General features: G+C 66.2%; 22 protein-coding genes and 1 tRNA gene. 13 read left to right on the top strand and 10 right to left on the bottom strand.

Annotation, left to right across the window (positions count from 1 at the left end; genetic code table 11):
- Positions 1-2: 2 nt before the first annotated feature.
- Genes cbiE through cobA form a run of 7 tightly spaced genes read left to right on the top strand, consistent with a single transcriptional unit; the run spans position 3 to position 5,339 of the window.
- A complete protein-coding gene (gene cbiE, locus GTP90_RS27590) occupies positions 3-1,319 on the top strand; it encodes a precorrin-6y C5,15-methyltransferase (decarboxylating) subunit CbiE (RefSeq protein ID WP_161086510.1) in 1,317 nt (438 codons plus the stop codon).
- Position 1,320: 1 nt separating this feature from the next.
- Complete coding sequence (cobI, locus tag GTP90_RS27585; RefSeq protein ID WP_161086521.1) at positions 1,321-2,115, top strand: precorrin-2 C(20)-methyltransferase; 795 nt, start codon at positions 1,321-1,323, stop codon at positions 2,113-2,115.
- Positions 2,112-2,876 (top strand): cobalamin biosynthesis central domain-containing protein, encoded by a 765-nt coding sequence (locus GTP90_RS27580; protein WP_161086509.1) that lies wholly within the window; start codon positions 2,112-2,114, stop codon positions 2,874-2,876. Before cobI ends, GTP90_RS27580 begins: the two co-directional genes overlap by 4 nt.
- Complete coding sequence (locus tag GTP90_RS27575) at positions 2,873-3,277, top strand: cobalamin biosynthesis protein (RefSeq protein WP_161086508.1); 405 nt, start codon at positions 2,873-2,875, stop codon at positions 3,275-3,277. Before GTP90_RS27580 ends, GTP90_RS27575 begins: the two co-directional genes overlap by 4 nt.
- On the top strand, positions 3,274-4,257 hold the full coding sequence (cobJ, locus tag GTP90_RS27570; protein WP_161086507.1) for a precorrin-3B C(17)-methyltransferase: 984 nt from the start codon (positions 3,274-3,276) through the stop codon (positions 4,255-4,257). The genes GTP90_RS27575 and cobJ overlap by 4 nt, the downstream gene beginning before the upstream one ends.
- A complete protein-coding gene (locus tag GTP90_RS27565; RefSeq protein ID WP_161086506.1) occupies positions 4,254-4,595 on the top strand; it encodes a (2Fe-2S) ferredoxin domain-containing protein in 342 nt (113 codons plus the stop codon). Before cobJ ends, GTP90_RS27565 begins: the two co-directional genes overlap by 4 nt.
- 27 nt (positions 4,596-4,622) lie before the next feature.
- Positions 4,623-5,339, top strand: coding sequence for a uroporphyrinogen-III C-methyltransferase (gene cobA / locus GTP90_RS27560; protein WP_161086505.1), 717 nt, complete (start codon positions 4,623-4,625; stop codon positions 5,337-5,339).
- Between the two features lies 1 nt (position 5,340).
- Here the strand turns inward: cobA and GTP90_RS27555 are convergent, their stop codons facing one another.
- From GTP90_RS27555 to GTP90_RS27545, 3 genes are read right to left on the bottom strand one after another with little or no spacing between them, the layout of a single operon-like run.
- Complete coding sequence (locus GTP90_RS27555; protein ID WP_161086504.1) at positions 5,341-5,925, bottom strand: TadE/TadG family type IV pilus assembly protein; 585 nt, start codon at positions 5,923-5,925, stop codon at positions 5,341-5,343.
- Positions 5,926-5,929: 4 nt separating this feature from the next.
- The gene (locus GTP90_RS27550; protein WP_161086503.1) at positions 5,930-6,397 is read right to left on the bottom strand and encodes a TadE/TadG family type IV pilus assembly protein; all 468 of its coding nucleotides are present in this window, start codon (positions 6,395-6,397) and stop codon (positions 5,930-5,932) included.
- A 26-nt stretch (positions 6,398-6,423) separates the two neighbouring features.
- Positions 6,424-7,896, bottom strand: a complete 1,473-nt coding sequence (locus tag GTP90_RS27545) for a pilus assembly protein TadG-related protein (RefSeq protein ID WP_161086502.1) — start codon at positions 7,894-7,896, stop codon at positions 6,424-6,426.
- Positions 7,897-8,146: 250 nt separating this feature from the next.
- On the opposite strand from GTP90_RS27545, the gene GTP90_RS27540 reads away from it, so the two are divergent.
- The gene (locus GTP90_RS27540) at positions 8,147-8,830 is read left to right on the top strand and encodes a cytochrome b/b6 domain-containing protein (RefSeq protein WP_161086501.1); all 684 of its coding nucleotides are present in this window, start codon (positions 8,147-8,149) and stop codon (positions 8,828-8,830) included.
- Here the strand turns inward: GTP90_RS27540 and GTP90_RS27535 are convergent.
- From GTP90_RS27535 to GTP90_RS27520, 4 genes are read right to left on the bottom strand one after another with little or no spacing between them, the layout of a single operon-like run.
- Entirely contained in the window at positions 8,827-10,089 is a 1,263-nt protein-coding gene (locus tag GTP90_RS27535) for a TolC family protein (protein ID WP_254452075.1), read from the bottom strand. The genes GTP90_RS27540 and GTP90_RS27535 overlap by 4 nt on opposite strands.
- A complete protein-coding gene (locus GTP90_RS27530) occupies positions 10,086-10,406 on the bottom strand; it encodes a DUF3240 family protein (protein ID WP_161086500.1) in 321 nt (106 codons plus the stop codon). Before GTP90_RS27530 ends, GTP90_RS27535 begins: the two co-directional genes overlap by 4 nt.
- Before the next feature lie 3 nt (positions 10,407-10,409).
- The gene (locus GTP90_RS27525; RefSeq protein ID WP_161086499.1) at positions 10,410-13,487 is read right to left on the bottom strand and encodes an efflux RND transporter permease subunit; all 3,078 of its coding nucleotides are present in this window, start codon (positions 13,485-13,487) and stop codon (positions 10,410-10,412) included.
- On the bottom strand, positions 13,487-14,371 hold the full coding sequence (locus tag GTP90_RS27520) for an efflux RND transporter periplasmic adaptor subunit (protein WP_503826774.1): 885 nt from the start codon (positions 14,369-14,371) through the stop codon (positions 13,487-13,489). Before GTP90_RS27520 ends, GTP90_RS27525 begins: the two co-directional genes overlap by 1 nt.
- A 385-nt stretch (positions 14,372-14,756) precedes the next feature.
- Between GTP90_RS27520 and GTP90_RS27515 the strand changes: the two genes are divergently transcribed.
- The 4 genes from GTP90_RS27515 (at position 14,757) to GTP90_RS27500 (ending at position 19,417) form a co-directional block, all read left to right on the top strand.
- Complete coding sequence (locus GTP90_RS27515) at positions 14,757-15,434, top strand: response regulator (protein WP_161086497.1); 678 nt, start codon at positions 14,757-14,759, stop codon at positions 15,432-15,434.
- A complete protein-coding gene (locus tag GTP90_RS27510; protein WP_175048258.1) occupies positions 15,431-16,813 on the top strand; it encodes a sensor histidine kinase in 1,383 nt (460 codons plus the stop codon). Before GTP90_RS27515 ends, GTP90_RS27510 begins: the two co-directional genes overlap by 4 nt.
- A gap of 431 nt (positions 16,814-17,244) precedes the next feature.
- On the top strand, positions 17,245-18,252 hold the full coding sequence (locus tag GTP90_RS27505) for a porin (protein WP_161086496.1): 1,008 nt from the start codon (positions 17,245-17,247) through the stop codon (positions 18,250-18,252).
- A gap of 76 nt (positions 18,253-18,328) precedes the next feature.
- Positions 18,329-19,417, top strand: a complete 1,089-nt coding sequence (locus GTP90_RS27500) for a type II asparaginase (RefSeq protein ID WP_161086495.1) — start codon at positions 18,329-18,331, stop codon at positions 19,415-19,417.
- Between the two features lie 59 nt (positions 19,418-19,476).
- Here GTP90_RS27500 and GTP90_RS37350 read toward each other — a convergent pair whose 3' ends face one another.
- On the bottom strand, positions 19,477-19,608 hold the full coding sequence (locus GTP90_RS37350) for a hypothetical protein (protein WP_256369123.1): 132 nt from the start codon (positions 19,606-19,608) through the stop codon (positions 19,477-19,479).
- A gap of 277 nt (positions 19,609-19,885) precedes the next feature.
- A tRNA-Arg gene (locus GTP90_RS27495) sits at positions 19,886-19,961 on the bottom strand.
- 204 nt (positions 19,962-20,165) lie between these two features.
- Between GTP90_RS27495 and GTP90_RS27490 the strand changes: the two genes are divergently transcribed.
- Entirely contained in the window at positions 20,166-20,717 is a 552-nt protein-coding gene (locus tag GTP90_RS27490) for a c-type cytochrome (RefSeq protein WP_161086494.1), read from the top strand.
- 55 nt (positions 20,718-20,772) lie between these two features.
- Here GTP90_RS27490 and GTP90_RS37145 read toward each other — a convergent pair.
- The coding region (locus tag GTP90_RS37145) for a helix-turn-helix domain-containing protein (protein WP_308937322.1) at positions 20,773-21,086 on the bottom strand (314 nt) is incomplete at its 5' end.

The raw sequence follows: 21,086 nt of genomic DNA, 5'->3' as shown, positions 1-21,086 counted from the left end.
GCATGCATACACAAGACCCCAACCCCTGCCGCGTGATCGGCGTACTCGATGACGGCATCGCCAGCCTGAGTCCCACCGCGCTGGCCCTGCTGCGCAGCGCGGACGTATTGATCGGCGGCGCACGCACGCTGGCCCTGCTGGAGCGTGAGTTCAAGCCCGGCGCCATGCGCCACGACCTCACCGGAAAACTGAAGGAAGTGCCGGAATGGGTGCGTTCCGCGCGGGCCGACAACCTGTCCTGCGTGGTGCTGGCGACCGGCGATCCGCTGTGCCACGGCATCGCACCGTATCTGGCGCAGCACCTGTGCGTGGAGGCGCTGGACATCCTGCCCAACCTGTCGACGCTGCAGCTGGCGTGTGCGCGCATCGGACTGGCGTGGCAGGATGCGCGCATCGTCTCCGTGCACGCGCGCGACGCCGGCGAATGGCAGCGCGGCAGCGTCCCTGGCCACGGCTTGTACGCGCTGGCCCAGGCGACGCGCCAGCATGCGCGCCTGCTGGTGCTGACCAGCCCTGACAATAGCCCCGACCGCATCGCGCGCCTGCTGCTGGCCGAAGGCCTGGGCGACGATTTCCTGATGGCGGTAGCAGAGAACCTTCTGCAGCCCGAGGAGCGCGTGCTGGCCGAACTCACGCCACAGCAAGCCGCCGGCATGCGCTTCGCCGCGCTGAACGTGGTCCTGCTGTGGCGCGTAACGCCGGCGGCACAGCCGGTGCGATTCGGCCTTGCCGATGCGGAGTTCGTGCAGCGGCAGCCGGAGAAAGGCCTGATCACCAAGCAGGAGGTACGCGCGGTCAGCCTGGCGCGCCTGCAACTGCGGGCCGACAGCGTGGTATGGGACATCGGCGCCGGCTCGGGGTCGGTGGGCCTGGAAGCGGCGCGTCTATGCACGCAAGGCCACGTCTACGCGACCGAAAAGAACGAAGCGGATTTCGCCATCGCGGGACAGAACCACGCGGCCTTCGGCGTCAGCAACTACAGCCTGTACCTCGGCAAGGCGCCGGAAGGACTGGATGCGTGGCCCGATCCCGACGCGGTCTTCATCGGCGGCTCGGGCGGCGAATTGGCCGGCCTGATAGCCGGCGTGATCGCCCGCCTGCGCCCGCGCGGCACGCTGGTGATGAACTTCGTCACGCTGGAAAACCTCGCCACCGCCACTGCCACGCTGCAGGCGCTGGCAGGCGTGGAGTGGGACGTGCTGCAACTGCAAGCCGCCCGCAGCAAGCCGATTCTGCACATGCACCGCATGGCCGCTGAAAATCCGGTGTGGATCGTCTGCGCCCGCCGCACCGACGCGAAGGTGGCCGCCGATGAATGACATGACCGCACCCGGCACCCTGTGGGGCATCTCGCTCGGCCCCGGCGATCCCGGCCTGATCACGCGCGCCGCTTGGGACGCATTGCAGCGGCGCGACACCATCTGGGTCTACCCCGCCCGCAGCGGCAAGACGCCCAGCTACGCGTTCGACATCGTGCAGCGCGCCGGCGTGCCACCACCGGATCAGCACACGCAGCTGCTGTTCCCGATGACGCACGACGGCGAGAAATTGGGCCGCGCATGGCTCAAGGCCGCAGACACCGTGCTGCCCTGGCTGCGCGCCGGCCGCGACGTGCTGTTCCTGGTGGAGGGCGACGCCAGCACCTACGCCACCTTCGGCCACCTGGCGCGCACCGTGCGGGCGATGGATGAACAGGTGCCGGTGCGGATCATCGCCGGCGTCAACGCCTTCACCGCCGCCTGCGCGCAGGTTCCCGTGCCGTTCGCGGAGCAGGACGACACGGTCGCCATCGTGCCCGCCGCCTACGGCGTGAGCGCGGTGGATCGCCTGCTGCCCGACTTCGACACGCTGGTGCTGATGAAGGTGAAGCCGCTGATGGATGAGCTGATCGACTGGCTGGAACGGCGCGAGCTGCTGGACGGCGCGCACTTCATCGAACGTGTCGGCGCGCCGGACGAACGCCGCTTCAGCGGCAGCGACATCCTGGCGCTGCGCGGCACCAAGGTCAGCTACCTGTCGCTGCTGATCGTCAAACACACGCACCGCATACGCGGTGAACGCATCAAGGGCTGCCTTAAAAAGGAAAGCCCTCAACCTCTGACGGAGACCGCATGACCACAGCGACCACCACCAACCAGGCCGCCCCGCGCGTATGCCTGGTCGCCATCACCAAACACGGCGCGGCACAAGCCGCGCGCCTGGCCGCCGACCTGCCGGAGGCGGACATCTGCACCTCGGCCAAATTCGCCGCCACGTTCGCGGAAGCCTCCAACACCGTACGCGCCTACGACGGCGCGCTGCGCGACGAAATCGGCCCGCTGTTTGCCGGCTATGACCAGATCATCTTCTTCGTCTCGCTGGGCGCCGTGGTGCGGCTGATCGCGCCTCACCTGCGCAGCAAGGACAAGGACCCAGGCATCATCGTGGTCGACGACGCCGGCCAGTACGTGATCCCCGTGCTGTCCGGCCACGTCGGCGGCGCCAACGAGTGGAGCGAGCGCGTGGCCGATCTGCTGGGCGCCGCGCCGGTGCTGACCACCGCGTCCGACGTCGGCCGCACCATCCCGGTCGACATCCTCGGACGCCACCTCGGCTGGAAGGTGGAGGCGCCGAAGATCAACATCACCCGCGTATCCGCGCACGTGGTCAACGGCGAGCCGATCGCCTTCGTGCAGGAAGCCGGCAGCGCGGACTGGTGGACGCGTCCCACCCCGCTGCCCGAAAACATCCACCGCTTCGCGCGCTTCGACGAGGTGCCGCTGGACCGCTATGCGGCCCTGCTGTGGGTCACGCACGCCGAGGTGCCGGCCGAACGCTGGGATGCGCTCAACGAACGGCTGGTGGTCTACCGCCCGCCGCAGGAAGCCGTGGCATGACGCGGTTCGCCATGGGCCTGGGCTGCGACCGTGGCGTGGCGCTGGACACCGTGCGCGAGGCGGTGCGCGACGCGCTGGCCGCTGCGGGCGCGCAGCCGGCGCAGGTGGTGGCCGCCGCCAGCATCACGCTGAAGAAGGACGAAGCGGCCTTGTTGGCGCTGGCGCAGGAGCACGGCTGGCCGCTGCATTTTTATGAAGCGCATGAACTGGCGGCGGTGGAAGTGCCGCATCCGTCGGAGACCGTGCGGCACTACACCGGCACGCCGTCGGTGAGCGAGGCGGCGGCGTTGCTGGCCGCCGGACCCGGTACGCCGATGACCGCGCTGGTCGTCGAAAAACACAAACACAAAGGCGCAGATGGCCGCAACGCCACCGTCTCCATCGCAAGGATAGAACCATGAATGAAACTAGCGCAGGCAAGATCATGCTGGTCGGGATAGGCCCCGGCAGCGTGGAGCACATGACGCAACGGGCGCGCGACGCCATCGCCGAAGCCGACGTGGTGATCGGCTACGTCACCTACATCAAGCTGGTGGCCGATCTGATCGAGGGCAAGGAGATCATCCGCAAATCCATGACCGAGGAGCTGGACCGCGCCGTCAGCGCGCTCGAGGCGGCGCGCGCCGGCAAGAAGGTGGCACTGATCTCGTCGGGCGACGCGGGCGTCTACGGCATGGCCGGGCCGACCTACGAGGTGCTTTTCCAGGCCGGCTGGACGCCCGACGACGCGGTGCAGGTCGAGATCATCCCCGGCGCCTCGGCGCTCAACAGCTGCGCCGCGCTGGTCGGCGCGCCGCTGACGCATGACTTCTGCGCCATCTCGCTGTCGGACCTGCTGACGCCATGGCCGACCATCGCGCGCCGGCTGGACGCGGTGGCGATGGCCGATTTCGTGGTCGCGCTGTACAACCCGAAGAGTGGCCGCCGCACGCGCCAGATCGTCGAGGCGCAGCGCCTGTTCCTGCGCCATCGCCGCGCCGATACGCCGGTGGCGATCGTCAAGAGCGGCTACCGCCGCCGCCAGAATATCGTCTTCACCACGCTGGACTGCATGGCCGACGCCGACATCGGCATGCTCAGCACCGTCCTGATCGGCAACAGCAACACCTTCGTGCGCCACGGCCTGATGGTCACGCCGCGCGGCTACGCCAACAAGTACGACATGGAGGAAGGCGGCGCCACCCGCGACGGCGAACGCGCTGGCCGTTCGCTGTCCACCGGCCTGCTGGGCTGGCTGGACACGCTGCAGGCGGAACACGCGGCCGGCGACAGCATCGAGCAGTTGGCCGCGCGGCATCGCCTGCCGGCCGACTACATCCGCGCCACGCTGGAGGAACCGTGGGAAGCCGAGGCGCCCGCTGTCGAGGAGAGCGAAGCATGACCGACGCCATCGTCAAGCCGAAGATCGGCAACTACCACCGCCACCTGCTGGTGTGCACCGGCCCGCGCTGCAGCGAGGATGGCGCGTCGCAGGCCTTGTTCGACAGCCTGGGCGGAAAGCTCAAGGAGGCCGGGCTGAATGAGGGCGAGTTGCGCGTCAAGCGCAGCCGTGTGAGCTGCTTCGCCGCCTGCAAGGGCGGGCCTATCGTCTGCGTGCAACCGGACGGGACTTGGTACTACAACGTCACTTCCGATAATATGGACCGCATCGTGAACGACCACCTGCGCGACGGCAAGCGGGTGGAGGACTTGGTATTCCACCAGGCCGGCGAAAGCTGAGCGCAGGCAGTCAACGAAAGAAGCAGAATGGCAGGGAAAGTGTATTTGATCGGCGCCGGCCCCGGCGCCCAGGACCTGATCACCGTGCGCGGCGCGCGGCTGCTGGCGCAGGCCGACATCGTGCTGCACGACGCGCTGGTGACGCCGGAGATGCTGGAACTGTGTCCGCAGGCGGAGCTGATCGCGGTCGGCAAGCGCAGCGGCCAGCGCTCGGTGGCGCAGCAGATCATCAACCAGCACCTGCTCGACTGCGCCCGACGCGCCGGGCTGGTGGTGCGCTTGAAGGGCGGCGATCCGATGCTGTTCGGCCGCGCCGACGAGGAGCTGCGCGCGCTGGAGGAAGCCGGCATCGAGGTCGAGATCGTCCCGGGGGTGACCACGGCGGTCGCGGCGGCGGCGGCGGCCAGACAGCCGCTGACCAAGCGCGGCGTGGCGCGCAGCGTGGCGTTCTTCACCTCGTCCACCGCGCCGGAGCACACGGAGCTCGATGCGATCCCCAACACGGACACGCTGGTGCAGTACATGGGTGGCCGCGAGGCCATCGCCACCGCCGAACGCCTGCTGGCGCATGGCCGCAAGCCCGATACGCCGGTGGTGGTGATCGAGAACGTGAGCCGCGCCGACCAGCGCATCCACCGCATGGACATCGCCGCCTTGTCGCAGGGCCTGGGCATGCCCACCGGCCCGGTGCTGGTGATGATCGGCGAGGCCATGCGCGCACGCTTGCATCAGCAGGCCGATTAGATCACGGACATGGCGCGGCGCCGACCGTGGCGCCCAGCGTCTCCGCGTTGGCGATGGCGGTCGCATTTGGCAAACTCAACGGCAGGCTCACCAGTGAGAGCAGCGTCTGGTACTGCACGTGGTTGCAGGTAGCCGTGACCGCGGGATCGCATATCCGCGCGCGCACAAAACGGATGCAGCTGGCGTCGTAGGGATCTTTCATGCAGGTGATCCGGTTGTTGACGGTACACGCCGGCAGCGCCGCGGCCGGGATCTCGGTCATCGCCGGCGCGCCCGCGTAGGTCAGCGCCAGGTAGTCGATGCGGACATGCGCGTCCGTGATCGGGTCGCCCAGCAGCAGGGTGCCGGCGGCGTCACGGAAGACGGCTTTCTGGCGCACGGCGTTTATGGCGGCGGGGTCACGAAAGTCCGCATTGGCGGCCAGCCTCGCCGCGCGCTGGGTCACCATTTCCAAAGTATTGAACAGATACATGGCCCGCGCGCATTCGATCACGCCAACGGCAATGATCAGAAACAGCATCAGCACCATGCTGAACTCAACGGCGACCACCCCGCCCTGTTCCTGGATTTTTTGTTGTGGGGACATGGGGCTATCTCCCCACGTAAGGATAGCTGACGTTGACCATCAACGGCATCGTCATCAACGTCACGTTTGAAAAGAAGATGTCCGTCACCCGCAGCTGGATGATTACGTTGACGTTCGTGGGCGTAGCGAAGCCTACGCACTGGGCCGTATCGCAGCCGATCGTCACGAAAATCCCATCCGGTCCGGGTGCTAGCTCAGCCAGTTCGGCATCCACGATGGACTTGGCGACCGCAGCAAGGGCGGGCGCCCGCGCCGAATTCCTGATCTCGCTCAGCGGAATGACGGAAAGATAGTGGGCGGCATCCTGCGCTGCCCGCTCCATGACGCTGTAGTGCCAGAACAGCCGGCCGAAGAAGAGCGGGAATACCAGCAGGATGAGAAGGACCGGCAATATCAGCGCCAGCTCGATGGCGGCGATCCCGCGCTGGCGGCTGGCGCGGGGCCGCCCCGGTGTCCGGTTCATGGGTTTCATTGCTCGGGGTTTCATTGCTCGGGGTTTCATTGATATAACTCCACCGCGCCGCCCAGCGATTGCTCGGTGGCCAGGCCGCCGAATTCAGCGAAAAGCGCGGTCCCCGTCGCGGGGACGGTCATCAGGAATTTACCTATGCCGAGCACGGTGGCGGTGGTGGTCGTCCCCGCTGCTACCGGACAAGACAATAAAGCCACATTCAGCACGCGCCGATTGGCGATACCTTTGTGGGCAGCGGCCGGCGCCTGGAAATAACTGACATTTAATGTGGTGTAAGGCGTCGAGACCCCGGACGGATAGGAGCCGGCGGCGACCGGCAGCCCTGGCTTGTACAGCGAACTCCAGACGCTGGTGTTAAAGGGCGTGTAGCCGTTGGCCGGTTCCGCCGCTCCCGGCACATAGGAGCTGTAGGGGACCGCCCGCGCATAGGCCCACAGCGGGCCGTACATCGCCGCGGTCGTGCCCCCGAGGGCCGGCAGAGGATCGGCGACCGTCCACAGTTTGCCTCCGCTGGTCGTCGAGGCGGCGCCCTGGGCGCCGGGCGTGGTGCTCATCCATGAGATCGCGGTGTTGTAGACATAGGACTTGATATTTGCGTCCGGCGGCGCGGTGGCAAAGGAGCAAAGCGATCCGCTGAATTGGTCGAAGCGCGAATTGAGCTGGTTGACCAGCGAAGCCAGGGGAAATGGCCGGCCGACCGTGATCGGCGCGCCGGTGACCCTGGGGATCGCCAATTTTCCCGTGCAAGCGTAAGGGCCGACTACGCCAGGCGCCGTGTTGCCTGCCGTTCCATAGACACCGGGCGGATCAAACGGATCGACAACGAAATTCTCGGGCGCCGTGCCATTGGGATTGAGCTGCATGAGGTCGTAAGCGACACCGCGCCGGAAACCGTATTCGGTCAATTCGCTGTACGCGGGCGGTCCTGGATTGACCCGTGCGGCGGCGGCGGTGTTGGACAGCGCGCACACCGCGATCGGCGCGACGTTGATGGTCGAGCGGCCAGCCACCGCTGTCGCGCTCACGCTGGACGATGCCAGCGTCTCCGAAAGGGCGCGCATGAACGCCAGGCTGATGGTGGCCAGCGAGGCGTCCAGCATGCCGGTGTCGGCCTTGACGAACAGCAGGCCGTCGGGCGCGGCTTGTGCGGAGCCGGCATCGACCCAGCCGCCGGTCGCTGCACTGCTGAACGACAGCGCGGCGCTATTCCAGCTGATCGATTGCTGGTTGTACTGGTATTTCAAGGTGCTCGCCGCGCTGGCGGCCTGGGCAAGCGCATTCGTCACGCCGCCCGAGGTGCCGTTGAGCTGGCGGGCCGCCGCGAGCGCGGTGGCGTTCGCCAGGGCCTGGAGATCCAGCTTGCGGTTGTATACCCGCCCCAGGTCGAGCGACATGCCCACGAACCCGACCAGGACCACCAGCATCAGGGCGAACACGATGGCGATGGCGCCCCGCTGCCGATCTCGTCCCTTTCCAAGCGATCCAGCCGTCCCGGTCATGCCGCCTCCATCGAATTTCCGCTGCGAAATAAGCGTACTCAAGCGCCGATTCTAGACAGTCTGCGGCTGATGCAATTGATAAAGGACAAGAGGATCATCGCAATCCCATGCGTGGCAATATTGACAACCCCGCAAAGCCATGCCAGTTCAGAATTCCTTAATATCCGGCGACGACGATCTGCTTATGCCAACGCGGTGCCGTCCTCAATCCGGTCCGGCGGGATAGGCAATCAACACACGGGAGCAGCATATGAACGACAATCATTCCGGGGCCACGCCCCCTCAAATTCGCGTCTGGGACCTGCCAGTCCGGGTATTTCACTGGCTGATGGCCTTCAGCTTTGCCGGCGCCTACCTGACGGCCGAGGCGGACAACTGGCGCCTGGTCCACGTCACGCTGGGCTACACCATGGCGGCGCTGGTCTGCTTTCGCATCCTGTGGGGATTTTTCGGTACCTACTACGCCAGGTTCGCCAGCTTCGTGCGCGGACCGAAGGCGACGCTGAGCTACCTGCAATCCATGCTGCAGGGACGCCCCCAACATTTCACTGGCCATAATCCGGCCGGCGCGGTGGCCATCGTGCTGATGCTGGGGATAGCCATGGCGCTGGCCGGTTCCGGCTGGCTGCTGTACACCGAGCGGGCCGGTGAATGGATGGAGGAGGTGCACGAGCTGATCGCCAACCTGATGCTGGCCGTGGTGCTGGTCCACATCGCCGGCGTGCTTGTCGCCAGCTTTATCCACCGCGAGAATCTCGCCAGATCGATGATCACCGGACGCAAGCACGCCGCGCCAGGCGCCAAGGCACAGGGGCTGCGCACCGGCACCGCGCTGCTGCTCCTGCTCGCGGTGCTGGCGCTGTGGTGGTGGCAAGGGAGCCATGCGGAAGCTCCGGCAGCCGGCCGGGCGGCCGCGGAGCACCGGGAGTCTTAATCGATCGCCCACAGCGCATGGGCGTCCAGCTGCACCCTTGCGCTGGCGGCGACGGCCGCGATCCGCGCCACCTGGGATGCCAGCGCCGCCTCCATCGCGAGGCGGCGGCCAAGCAGCGCTTCGGCCAGCGTGTATTCGTTTGCCTTGTAGCCCAGCTCCATCAAGCGCGCCTGGCGGTCGCTCTGCTGTTCAACCGCGCGAAGGCTGGTCCATACCTGGTAGCTGTATTCCTGCTCGGTCACGGCCCGCTGCGCCGCCAGCGTGACCTTGGTTCTTACCTGGGCCACTCTCTCCTCCGCCATCCGCGCCCGGAGGTAGGCCGCCGAGCTCTCGGCGCCGCGCGCGCCACCCGGCAGGGCCATCGACAGCGTGAGGCCGATGGTGCGTTCCTGGCCGGCGCGTTCGCGGCCGGCGCGCACCGCAATCGTCGGGTCGGGCATGCGCTCGCTGGCGGCGCGCTTGGCTTTCAAGCCGTACCACTGCGCCTCCACCTGCGCCAATGCCAGCTCATGATTGTCATCCAGGATGCGCGCAAGCTGATCCGGCCGCTGCAATGGCATCGGCTGCGGATCGGGCACCTGGTCCAGCCGCGGCGCCGGCAGGCCGGGATAATTGGTGGCCATCAAGGTCAGCGCATGTTGCACCTGTAGGCCGGCCTGCTCGATCAAGGCGTCCGCCCGCCGTAATTCGGTATCGGCCTGCATCAGTTCAAGCCGCGCCCCATCGCCCGCCTTCACGCGCAGTTCGGCGATCGCTCTCAGCTGCTTGAACAAGGCGTGCTGTTCCTTCAAGCGCTCCAGCGTGGCTTGCGCCTTCAGGGCGTCGTACCAGTCCTGCATCAGCGCGCGGCCCGCCTCATGCCAGGCGTCCGCCCGTTGCGCCTCCGCCAGCGCCACGCCTTTTTCGCCAACCGCGCGGTCCTGCTCCGCCTTGCCAAACCAGCGGACGCTGCGCTCGAGCGCCAGTTCCTGCTCGCGATAGCGCTCTCCATCGAGCACGCGGCGCTGGCTCATGCCTGCCCGCACCACCCATTCGCCGGGGCCGGCGGCCAGCTTCGCCTGCTCCGCCCCGGCAAGCTGGTTGTTGAGTTCGCCGATGCGCAGCTGCGGCAATTGCGACAGCAACTCCCTCACGGTTTGCTCGCGCGGCAAGCCGAACAGGACATCGCCGGCGAGCGGCAACGCCGGCGCGCTGGCCCACGCAGCCGGATGGCCCAGCGCCGCCAGCGCCAGCGCCAGTTTGGCAAGACGGCACTTCATGCGAGCCTCCCGCAGGCTGTCAACGGGCTCAACCAGTACGCCACGTCGGGACTGGGCATCTCGCTGGACAATGCCTCCAGCAGCAATTGCAGATGGGCGCCAACGCCGGCCACCAGGACCAGCCTGCGGGCGCTGCGGCCCTGCACCAGCTCCATCGCCGACCGCAGCACCGCGCCCCGCCCCATGCCTTGCGCGGCGATCACGGAGAATCCCGTGGCCCACTCCGGATGCAGCAGCAGAAAATCCACTACGTCCTCTTCCAGGCCGGCCGGGATCGCCAGCGTCAGCAAGCTATCGTTGGAAATTTGTTTCAGCATGTTTTATCCTGCTTGGGTAACTGCCGGGCCCTTGACGCCGAAGCGGCGGAAGAGCAGAGGCAAAAGTATCAGTGTCAACGAGGTCGCGCTGAGCAGTCCGCCGATCACCACGATCGCCAGCGGCTTCTGGATTTCCGAACCGGGGCCGGTGGCCAGCAGCAGCGGAACCAGGCCCAGCCCGGTAATGCAGGCGGTCATCATCACCGGCCGGAAGCGGCGCAGCGCGCCCTGGCTGACCACCTCCGGCAGCGCCATGCCGCGCGCCACCAGCTGGTTGAAGCAGGTGATCATCACCAGCCCGTTGAGCACCGCGATGCCCATCAGCGCGATAAAGCCGACCGACGCCGGCACCGAAAGGTATTCGCCGGTGACGGCCAGCGCCACCACGCCGCCGATCAGCGCGAAGGGGATGTTGACGAAGACCAGCAACGCCTGCCGCACGCTGTGCAACGTGCTGAACAGCAGCAGGAAAATCAGCGCCAGCGCGACCGGGACCACCAGCGCCAGCCTTGCCGCGGCGCGCTGCTGGTTCTCGAACTGCCCGCCCCAGCTCAGGCGGTATCCGGCCGGCAGCTTGACGCGCGTGGCGACGGCCAGCTTGGCCTCGTCGACAAAGCCCACCAGGTCGCGGCCCCGGACGTTGGCGCGCACCACGGCCAGGCGGCTGCTGTTCTCGCGTTCGATCTTGACGGGGCCGTCCACGTGGCGCAGCGTCGCCAGCTGGCTGAGCGGCACGGACTCGCCGTCGGCCAGCGGCAGGCGCAGCTGCCCGAACAGGGTGGAGGACAGCTGAAGCTGTTCGCCGCCACGGATCAGCAAAGGCAAGCGCTTGCCGCCTTCGATCACCACGCCGGCCACGCGGCCCTCGATCAGGGTGCGCAAGTCCGCCTGCACTTGCTCGGCGGTCAGGCCCAACCGCCCGGCGGCCAGCCGGTCGATATCGACCTGCAGATATTGCACGCCTTCGTTCTTGACGGTGAGCACATCCTCGCTGCCCGGCACCGCCTGCACCACGCTGACGATCTGCCCGGCCAGCGCCCCGAGCATCGCGGAATCCGGGCCGTAGACTTTGATCGCGAGATCGCCGCGCACGCCCGACAGCATTTCCGAGGTGCGCATTTCAATCGGCTGGGTGAAGCTGATGTTCACGCCGGGGAAGTCGGCGGTCGCCTTGCGCAGGGCGTCGATCAAGTCTTCCTTGTTCTGGCTGCGCCATTGCGGCCGCGGCTTGAGGACCAGGAAGGTGTCCGTCTCGTTCAGGCCCATCGGGTCGAGGCCGAGCTCGTCCGAGCCGAGCCGCGCCACGATGCGCCGCACCTCGGGCACTTCCGCCAGGATGCTGCGTTGTATCGCCATGTCCAGGCGCGCGGACTCGGCCAGGTTCACTGACGGCAGCTTCTCGATCTGCATGATGATGTCGCCCTCGTCCAGCACCGGCATGAACGATTTGCCGACCACCATGAACAAGCCGGCGGCGACGGCCAGCGCGGCCACGGCGCCGCCCGCCACCAGGCGCTCGTGCCGCAGCGCCCGGTCCAGCAGCTTGTGGTAGGCCGCCTCCATGCGTTGCACCAGGCGCGGCGCCGGGCCGTGGTGGGCCTTGAGCAGCAGCGACGACAACACCGGAATCACGGTCAGCGACAGCAGCAGCGATGCCGCCAGCGCGAAAATGATGGTCAGCGCGACCGGCGCGAACAGCTTGCCCTCCAGTCCCTGCAGGGTCAGCAAGGGCAGGAAGACGATCATGATCACCACCATGCCGGCCGTCACCGGCACCGCCACTTCCCGCACCGCGCGGTAGATCACATGCAGGCGCGACAGGCCAGGCTGGGCCTTGCCGCTGTGGGCCTCGATGTTTTCCACCACCACCACCGCCGCGTCGACCAGCATGCCGATGGCGATCGCCAGGCCGCCAAGCGACATCAGGTTGGCGCTGAGGCCGTAATGGCGCATCAGCAGGAAGGTGCCCAGTGCCGACAACGGCAGGATGCAGGCGACCACCAGGGCGGCGCGCAGGTTGCCAAGGAAGACATACAGCAACACCACCACCAGCAGGGTCGCTTCCAGCAGGGCCTTGACGACCGTCTGGACGGCGCGCTCGACCAGGTTGCCCCGGTCGTAGAACGTGCTGATGGTGGTGCCGGCCGGCAGCGAGCGGCCGATCTCGACGAGCTTGGCCCGCACCTGGTCGACCACGCTCTGGGCGTTGGCGCCGCGCATCGCCAGCACCAGCGCCTCGACCGCCTCGCCCTTGCCATCCTGCGTTACCGCGCCGTAGCGCGTCAATTGGCCCACGCGCACCGTGGCGACCTGCCCCACCGTGACGGCAACGCCGCCAAGGTTGACGATCACGATGGCGCCGACATCGGCCAGCGTGCGGATGCCCGCATCGCTGCGGATCAGCAGGGATTCCTCGTTGCTGCCGAGCCGGCCCGCGCCGTCGCTGCGGTTGTTGGCCTCCAGCGCCTGTTGCAACTGCGCCAGCGAAATCCGCCTTGCCGCCAGCGCGGCCGGATCGGGCACCACCTCGAAGCTCTTGACCTGGCCGCCCAGCGAATTGACATCGGCCACGCCGGCGATGTTGCGCAACTGGGGGCGGATCGTCCATTCCAGCAGCGTGCGTTTTTCCATCAGCGACAGCGGCCCTTCAATGGTGAACATGAAGATCTCGCCCAACGGCGTGGTGATCGGCGCCAGCCCGCCGCTGACCGACGCCGGCAAGTCCTTGAGCACCGAGGCCAGCCGTTCGCTGACCTGCTGCCGCGCCCAATAGACGTCGGTGCCCTCTTCGAAGTCCAGCGTGATGTCGGCGATCGCGTACTTCGATTGCGAACGCAGCACGGCCTGGCGCGGTATGCCCAGCAACTCCTGTTCGATCGGCGCGACGATGCGCGCCTCGACTTCTTCCGGCGTCATGCCGGGCGCCTTCAGGATCAGCTTGACCTGCGTGCTGGAGACATCCGGGAACGCATCGATCGACAGTTCGCCGGCCGCCTTGACGCCCGCCGCCACCATCAACACCGCCAGCACCAGCACCAACAGGCGCTGCGCCAGGGATAAAGCGATCAGCCGCCCCAGCATCACGGTTTCTCCTGCGCGGCGGCGGGCTCACCCAGCCCCGTCCAGGCGCCCTTGAGCGCGACCAATCCCCGCACCGCAAGCTGTGCTCCGGGAGCGATCGCGCCACGCACCCACAGCTGGTCGCCGGCGGCCGCGCCAGGGACGACCGGCACCGCCTGGAACCCGTTGGCGTTCCGCATGAAGACATAGTTGGCCGCGCCGCGCCGCACCAGCGCGGCGGCGGGCACCAGCAGCGACCCGCCCCGGGCCGGCGGTGCGACCAGCCGCGCCTCGACGAAGGCATTTATTTTCAGGCACGGTGTCGGTTCCAGCTGGCGCGCGCGCACCTGCGCTGTCTGGTTGGCGCTGTTGACCTGCGGCGACAGCGCGATCACCCGCAGCTGGCCGCACTGTGCGACCTCAAGCAGATCCCCCACCGCCAACATCGACATCTGTTGGGCCGACGCCTGCAGTTCCACCCACAGCGGACCATCGCGGCTGATCTTCGCCACCGCCATGCCGGCGTCCAGCTGTTGCCCGACGGTGACCGGCAACTCGATCAAGGTCCCCGCGCTTTGCGCACGCACGGTCAGCAGCGGGCTCGGTTGCGCGCCCGCCGACAACGCGGCGATGGCCGCCGCGCCCAAGCCTCCTGCGCGCAGCATCTGGGCCCGCTGATCGGCCGCCAGCCTGGCCAGCTGCGCGGCGGCGCGGCTTTCCTCCACCCGCGCACGCGCGATGACGCCCTCGGCAAACAGGCTTTCGTCGCGCTGCTGCTTGTCGGCCGCCAGGCGGGACTGCGTGGACAGCTGGACGTATTCGCGCTGCGTTTCCATCCACGCGGGACTGAACAAGGTGACCAGCGCCGCTCCCCTCTGCACGCGCTGCAGCGAAACACTGTGCACCTGCTGTACCACCCCACCGGCGGCCGCGACGGCGAGAACGAGCGCATCGGCTGGCGCCACCACGGTCCCGGTCAAGACGACGGCGTTGCCGACCGGCGTTGCGGCGCCGGCCGGGGCCGCAACCGCCGGCGCGGTCACAATGCCTGCCCGGCTGATCTGCTTGGCGCTCATCGGCAGCTGCGTCACGGCATCCGCGCTCCAGACGCGGATTGGACCGGCAAGCAGAGATGCCAGCAGCAAGGCCGCTCGGGCCGGAAAGGGAGGGAACGTCATGGAATAATTTCCTTGGAGGGGATCAGTGCGTATGATGGTGGTGAGCAGATATTAAGAAGTTCTTAACAACTGCCGCCTACGCTGGACACCAGCTAAACGACGAGACCGCAACATGCGTATATTGCTCACGGAAGATGATCCCCAACTGGGGCGCGCCACGCAGATCGGACTGGAACAGGCCGGCTATGCGGTGGACTGGGTGCAGTCCGCCGAACATGCGCACACGGCGGTGCGGCTGCACGACTATGGCTGCATCCTGCTGGACCTGGGCTTGCCGGGACAGGACGGCATGCAGGCGTTGACCACGCTGCGCAATGCCGGCTATGGCGGCGCCATTCTGATCGTGACCGCCCGCGACAAAGTCCCCGAACGCATCGCCGGCCTGGATGGCGGCGCCGACGATTTCATCGTCAAGCCTTTTGATCTGGATGAGCTGGCGGCGCGGATCCGCAGCGCGTCGCGGCGCGCGGCGGGCCGGCTGCGCGAAGAACTGGTGCACGGCGATCTGGTGCTCGATGTCGCCGCCCGCCAGGTCACCCAGGCGGGGCGGCCGGTGGCGCTGACCAGCAGGGAATTCGGCATCCTGCTGACGCTGGTGGAAAACAGCGGCAGGGTGCTGAGCCGCGAACAGCTGGAGCACCAGCTTTACAGCTGGGGCGAGGAAGTGGAAAGCAACGCGGTCCAGGTCCATATCCACCACCTGCGCAAGAAGCTGGGACGCGCACTGATCCGCACGGTGCACGCGATCGGCTACTGCATCGACAAGCCCACGCCGGAGGCAGGCGCATGAGTACGGCCAGCGTGCCGCGCTGGTCCCTGCGGCGCTTGCTGCTCGGTGTGCTGCTGGGCCTGACGCTGGCCTTGTGGGGCGGCAGCGCGTTCATCGTTTACCGCGAGGCGCAGCGCGAAAGCCAGGAACTGTTCGACCAATCGCTGGCGGAAACGGCGCAGCTGCTGCTGTCGCTGGCCGAGAACGAGGCGCGAGAGCACGGCACCGCGCTGGCGATCGACCTCAAGATACCGGAACGCCCGGACCACCATCGCTACCTGCTGTTCCAGATCCGCGACGCGCGCCAGCGCCTGCTCTACAAGAACGGCGGCGCACCCTCGACCGCGTTTGCGGTCGATGCGCCGGAGGGATATTCGTGGACGCGGGTGGGCGGCCACCGCAGCCGTCTCTATACCAGCTGGAACGCGGGCCGCACGGTACAGATCCAGGTGGCCGAGCCGAGCAGCCACCGCGACGAAATCAGCACCCGTTTTTTCTACAAGGCCAGCGGCCTGGGCGTGGTGCTGGCGATACTGGCCGGACTGGCGATCTGGCTGTGCATCGACCGGGTGTTCCGGGTGCTGCAGGTATCCGCCGACGAGGTCGGCGCGCGCACGCCCAACGACCTCGCCGACGTGCCGCTGGAGGGCGCACCCAGCGAGGTGTTTCCGCTGCTGCTGGCGATCAACCGGCTGTTTGGCCGGGTCCGGCAAACCATGGAGTACGAACAGCGCTTCACCGGAGACGCCGCGCACGAACTGCGCACGCCGCTGGCGGCCATCAAGACCAATCTGCAGGTCATGCAACGGGCGCGCAGCGTGGCTGAACGCGACGAATTCATCGCCGGCCTGAACGTTAGCGTGGACCGCGCCAGCAGGCTGGTCGATCAATTGCTGACGCTGGCGCACCTTGACCCGCAGGACAGCCACGGCGTGGCGCTGGAGCAGGCCGACCTGGCGACGCTGCTGACCGAGGAGCAGGCTCACTGGCAGAGCCTGGCGGCCGGCCATCAATTGCAGGTGGACGTTGCGCACGCACCGTGCCGGATCGAGCGGGAAAGCCTGCGCATGTTGTTGCGCAACCTGGTCGACAACGCGGCGCGCTACACCCCGGCGCCGGGACGCATCGTGGTCAGCTGCGGCCAGGCCGACGGCCACAGCTATCTGCGCGTGGCGGACTCGGGGCCGGGCATACCGCCGGCAATGCGCGAACGGGTCTTCGAACGTTTCTTCCGCCTGCCAGGCGCGAAGGCGCCCGGCAGTGGACTGGGCCTGTCCATCGTCAGCCGGATCGCGGCCATGCACGGGGCCACGCTCAGTCTCGACACCGGCATGGACGGTCGTGGGCTGGCAGTCACGGTCACCTTTCCAGCGCTGGAGAAGTCGCTGCCGCGACACTAACGAGAATTGATACTCGGATCGAAGCGCGAGTATGACAATTCATACTCCAACACCAGCGTCAGGTCCCACCCCGTCCACAAAACCCTCGTCCAATCAATGATTTGGCTCAATAGTCCGGCTTGCTGATCCCGTGGCACGGATAGTGCTATCTCTGTTGTGAAAAGCATATTCGATAGCGGCCACCGCTTCGAATCGCTTTTTACTATAAATAAAACGGAGACAACAACATGACCAACGTAATTCCCGCCCGAACGTGCAGGCCACCTTCCTGACGTAAGCGCCACCAACGCCCGTCTGGCGGCGCCGCTTGCGCGCCGCTCCATCGCTAACTTCACGGCTGACCGAGCCCGAACCTTGGTCCGGCGGGGATCGCTGCATCCTCGATTTCGGTCGCGTCGTGATACCTACCGCATAGTCTTATTGGATCGTTTATGAAAAAATCATTAGTAGCTGGCCTCTTGATCGCCTCCGCAGCCGGCGCCGCGTCGGCGCAATCCGGCGTCACCGTCTACGGCATACTGGATGCGGGCATCACCCGCGAAACCGGTGGCGCCGAGGGCTCGGTCACCAAGCTGGCCTCCGGCGTGCAGTCCGGCAGCCGCCTGGGCTTCAAGGGACAGGAAGACCTGGGCAATGGCATGAACGCCCACTTCGTGCTGGAGAACGGGCTCGATCTCGACACCGGCAAGGCGCGCCAGAACGGCGCCCTGTTCGGCCGCCACGCCTATGTCGGCCTGACCACCAGCGCCGGTACCGTCAACCTGGGCCGTCAATGCAACCCGATCTTCATCGCGCTGGACGGCATCGACCCGTTTGAAACCGGCTTCACCGGCTCCGCCACCAATCTGATGAGCATCGGCACGGCACGCACCAACAACACCATCAGCTATGCAACGCCCAAGCTGAACGGCCTGTCGGCCACCGTGATGTATGGATTCGGCGAACAGCCGGGCGACAGCACCTTGGGCCGCACCATCGCCTTTTCCATCGACTACACCGCGGGTCCGCTGGTGGGAACCCTGGCCTATGACAGCCTGAAGGTCACGTCGTTCAATACGTTGAAAGAAGTCCTGCTGGGCGCCAGCTACAACTTCGGCCCCGCGACCGTGCACGCCGCGTTTGAAACCGAAAAGGACGACCTCGGCGGCGACTTCCGCGACTTCCTGCTGGGTGCCTCGGTGCCGCTCGGACAGGGCAAGCTGCTGGCCTCGTACGTGAAAAAGCAGGACCGTTCCTCGACCGAGCGCGGCGGACGACAGTTCGCGGTGGGCTATACCTACGCGCTGTCCAAACGCACCAACCTCTACAGCTCATTCGGCACCATCCGCAACGAATCGGCCGCCACCAATGTGGTGGGCGACGCCTCCAGCGGCGGCAGCACGCCGGCTGCCGGCAATGGATCGCGAGCGCTGTCGGTCGGTATCCGCCACAAGTTCTAAGCCACAAAGCACCACCGGGGTTTGCCTCTTTCGGGACCAACCCCTATTCATCCCACTTATTTATTTTGGAGACTTTATGTTCGTTCCTATTTCCTCCCGTCTGATGTCCGCGCTGTGCGCCCTGGCGCTGCTGGCAGGGGCCGTTCCTGCGGTCCACGCCGCTGATGCCGCGCCAACGGCCCATGTCACCATCCTGGCCACCGGCGGCACCATCGCCGGCAGCGGCGCCACCAGCACCACCACGGTCGGCTACACGGCCGCCACCGTCGGCGTCGACCGCCTGATCCAGGCTGTGCCGGAACTGGCCAAGGTAGCGCAAGTCAAGGGTGAGCAGGTATTCCAGATCGCCAGCGAAAACATGACCAACGAGCATTGGCTGACCCTGGCCAAGCGCGTCAACACGCTGCTGGCGCAGCCGGATGTGGACGGCATCGTCATCACCCACGGCACCGACACCCTGGAAGAGACCGCCTTCTTCCTCGACATGGTAGTGAAGAGCAATAAGCCGGTGGTACTGGTCGGCGCCATGCGTCCGGGCACCGCGCTGTCGGCCGACGGCCCGATCAACCTGTACAACGCGGTGCTGCTGGCGGCCAGCAAGGAAGCCATCGGCAAGGGCGTGCTGGTCACGCTGAACGACCAGATCCAGGGCGCGCGCGACGTCACCAAGACCAACACCTCGACGCTGGACAGCTTCAAGACGCCGGAGCTGGGCATGCTGGGCTACATCCAGGGCAACAAGCCGTACTTCTACCATGTGTCCACCCGCAAGCACACGGTTGACACCGAGTTCGACGTCAGCAAGCTCGACTCGCTGCCGCAGGTCGACATCGTCTACGGCTACGCCAACGTTGGCCCTGTGGCGCTGAACGCACTGGTGGCCGCTGGCGCCAAGGGCATCATCCACGCCGGCGTCGGCGACGGCAGCCTGGCATCCAAGGTTGCACCATCGCTGACCGCGGCCCGCAAGCAAGGCGTGCTGATCGTGCGCTCGGCCCGGGTCGGCCAAGGCATCGTGGCCCGCAACGGCGAGGCTAACGACGACGCGCTGGACTTCGTTGTATCCGACACGCTGAATGCGCAGAAGGCGCGCATCCTGCTGATGCTGGCCCTGACCAAGACCAGCGACAGCAAGGAAATCCAGCGCATGTTCTACACCTACTAAAACTTGGGAAACTCCGGGGGGCATGTCTGTCCGCCCCTCCGGGGTGTCTGTGCCGCGCCCTACTTGGCGAAGCTTTGGTCGAAAGCCTTACTCCGCTCCTGAGCTGCATTCTTCTCGCTCCGATCAAGCGCTAAGTAGCCTACGATTAAGGCAAGCAAAACAATAATGGCGATGAGCGGCAGTTTTCTCATGATGACTTCCCTAAAATGAAATCGTCATTGCATTCGGTGCATTAACGATAATGCTGCATTTTTCACCACACTACCACCAAATACAACTCACACGATTGGGTCGATCCATCATTTCGCTCGCTGCCCTAAGCAAGCTGAAGAGCAAGCGGACAATGCCGGAAACGCAACGCCGCAACTGACACAATTTTGGCACAGCGTGTATGTCAAAGCGCGCGCATCAACGCATCACATTGCCAAGCAATGCAATAGTTAAATCATTGATTTATATGGGGAATTTTGGTGCGGCTGGCGGGGATCGAACCCACGACCCTTGGCTTCGGAGGCCAATACTCTATCCACTGAGCTACAGCCGCGCTGGGGGAATTTCTGAGGTGTGCCGTAGGATACCGGTTTTATCGAGAGTCGTCCATGGAAAGTGTCGTTTTGAGCATCTTTGCGTTTCCATGCAGGCATTTTTGAGTCTATAATCGCCCGTTTGGTGAAGGTTTTGCAAGGCAGCTGGTTGATACATTTCTTCTCTCGCCACCCGGCTTCGAAATTAGTCTGTTAAGGAAATCATGAGCGACGCACACAACGAACACGAATCCCCCATCAGGACGCCTAAGCAGCTGGTTGCTGCCGTCGTCGGCTTCTTTGGTGTTGTAGTCATCGGTATCATCCTGCTGGTGCAGTACGTCACCACGGACAAGTTGACCGGCGCCGGCTCCAATAGCCAAGCCGCTGAAGAAGTCGCCACCCGCATCGCGCCCGTCGCCGACGCCGGCTTTACGCTGAAAGATTCCAACGCACCTAAAGTGCTGCAGACCGGCGAAGCCATCTACACCTCGACGTGCGCAGCCTGCCACGGCAGCGGCGCGGCCGGCGCTCCCAAGTTCGGCGATGCCGGCGCTTGGGGCCCGCGTATCGCCCAGGGCTATGACACCATCGTCAAGCACGCCATCGAAGGCCTGCGCGCCATGCCGGCCAAAGGCGGCAACCCGGATCTGGATGACGTGGAAGTGGCCCGCGCCGTGGTCTACATGGCCAACAAGGGCGGCGCCTCGTTCAAGGAACCTCAGGCACCAGCCCCCGCGGCCGCTGCGCCAGAGGCGTCGGCGCCAGCCAAGTAAGCTTCAGCCTCACCAGAAGAACCGGCCCCAAGCGGCCGGTTTTTTTACGCCCCGACTATTTGCGGCCGGCGGCGATCTGGTATTTCTTCAGTTTGTCGTACAGGGTTTTGCGGGGCACCATCAGGTTGTCCGCCGCCAGCGCGACGTTGCCGTCCACCGCCGACAAGGCCTGCACGATCAGCTCGCGCTCGTGATGGTCGACCTGCTGCGGCAGCGACAGCGCCTCGACGGCGCCGGCCGGGGCCGCCGGCGGCGCGGTGGCGGGTGTGACCGCCTGCGCATGGCGCGGGAGCGACACGCTGCACAGGGGCGCCGCACTGGCCTTCGGCACGACGATTTCGATCTCGGTGGTGCACGAAGATGCGGAAC

Source organism: Duganella vulcania (assembly GCF_009857655.1).
Lineage (GTDB): Bacteria > Pseudomonadota > Gammaproteobacteria > Burkholderiales > Burkholderiaceae_D > Rugamonas > Rugamonas vulcania.
This window is presented reverse-complemented; position numbering and strand designations above follow the sequence as displayed.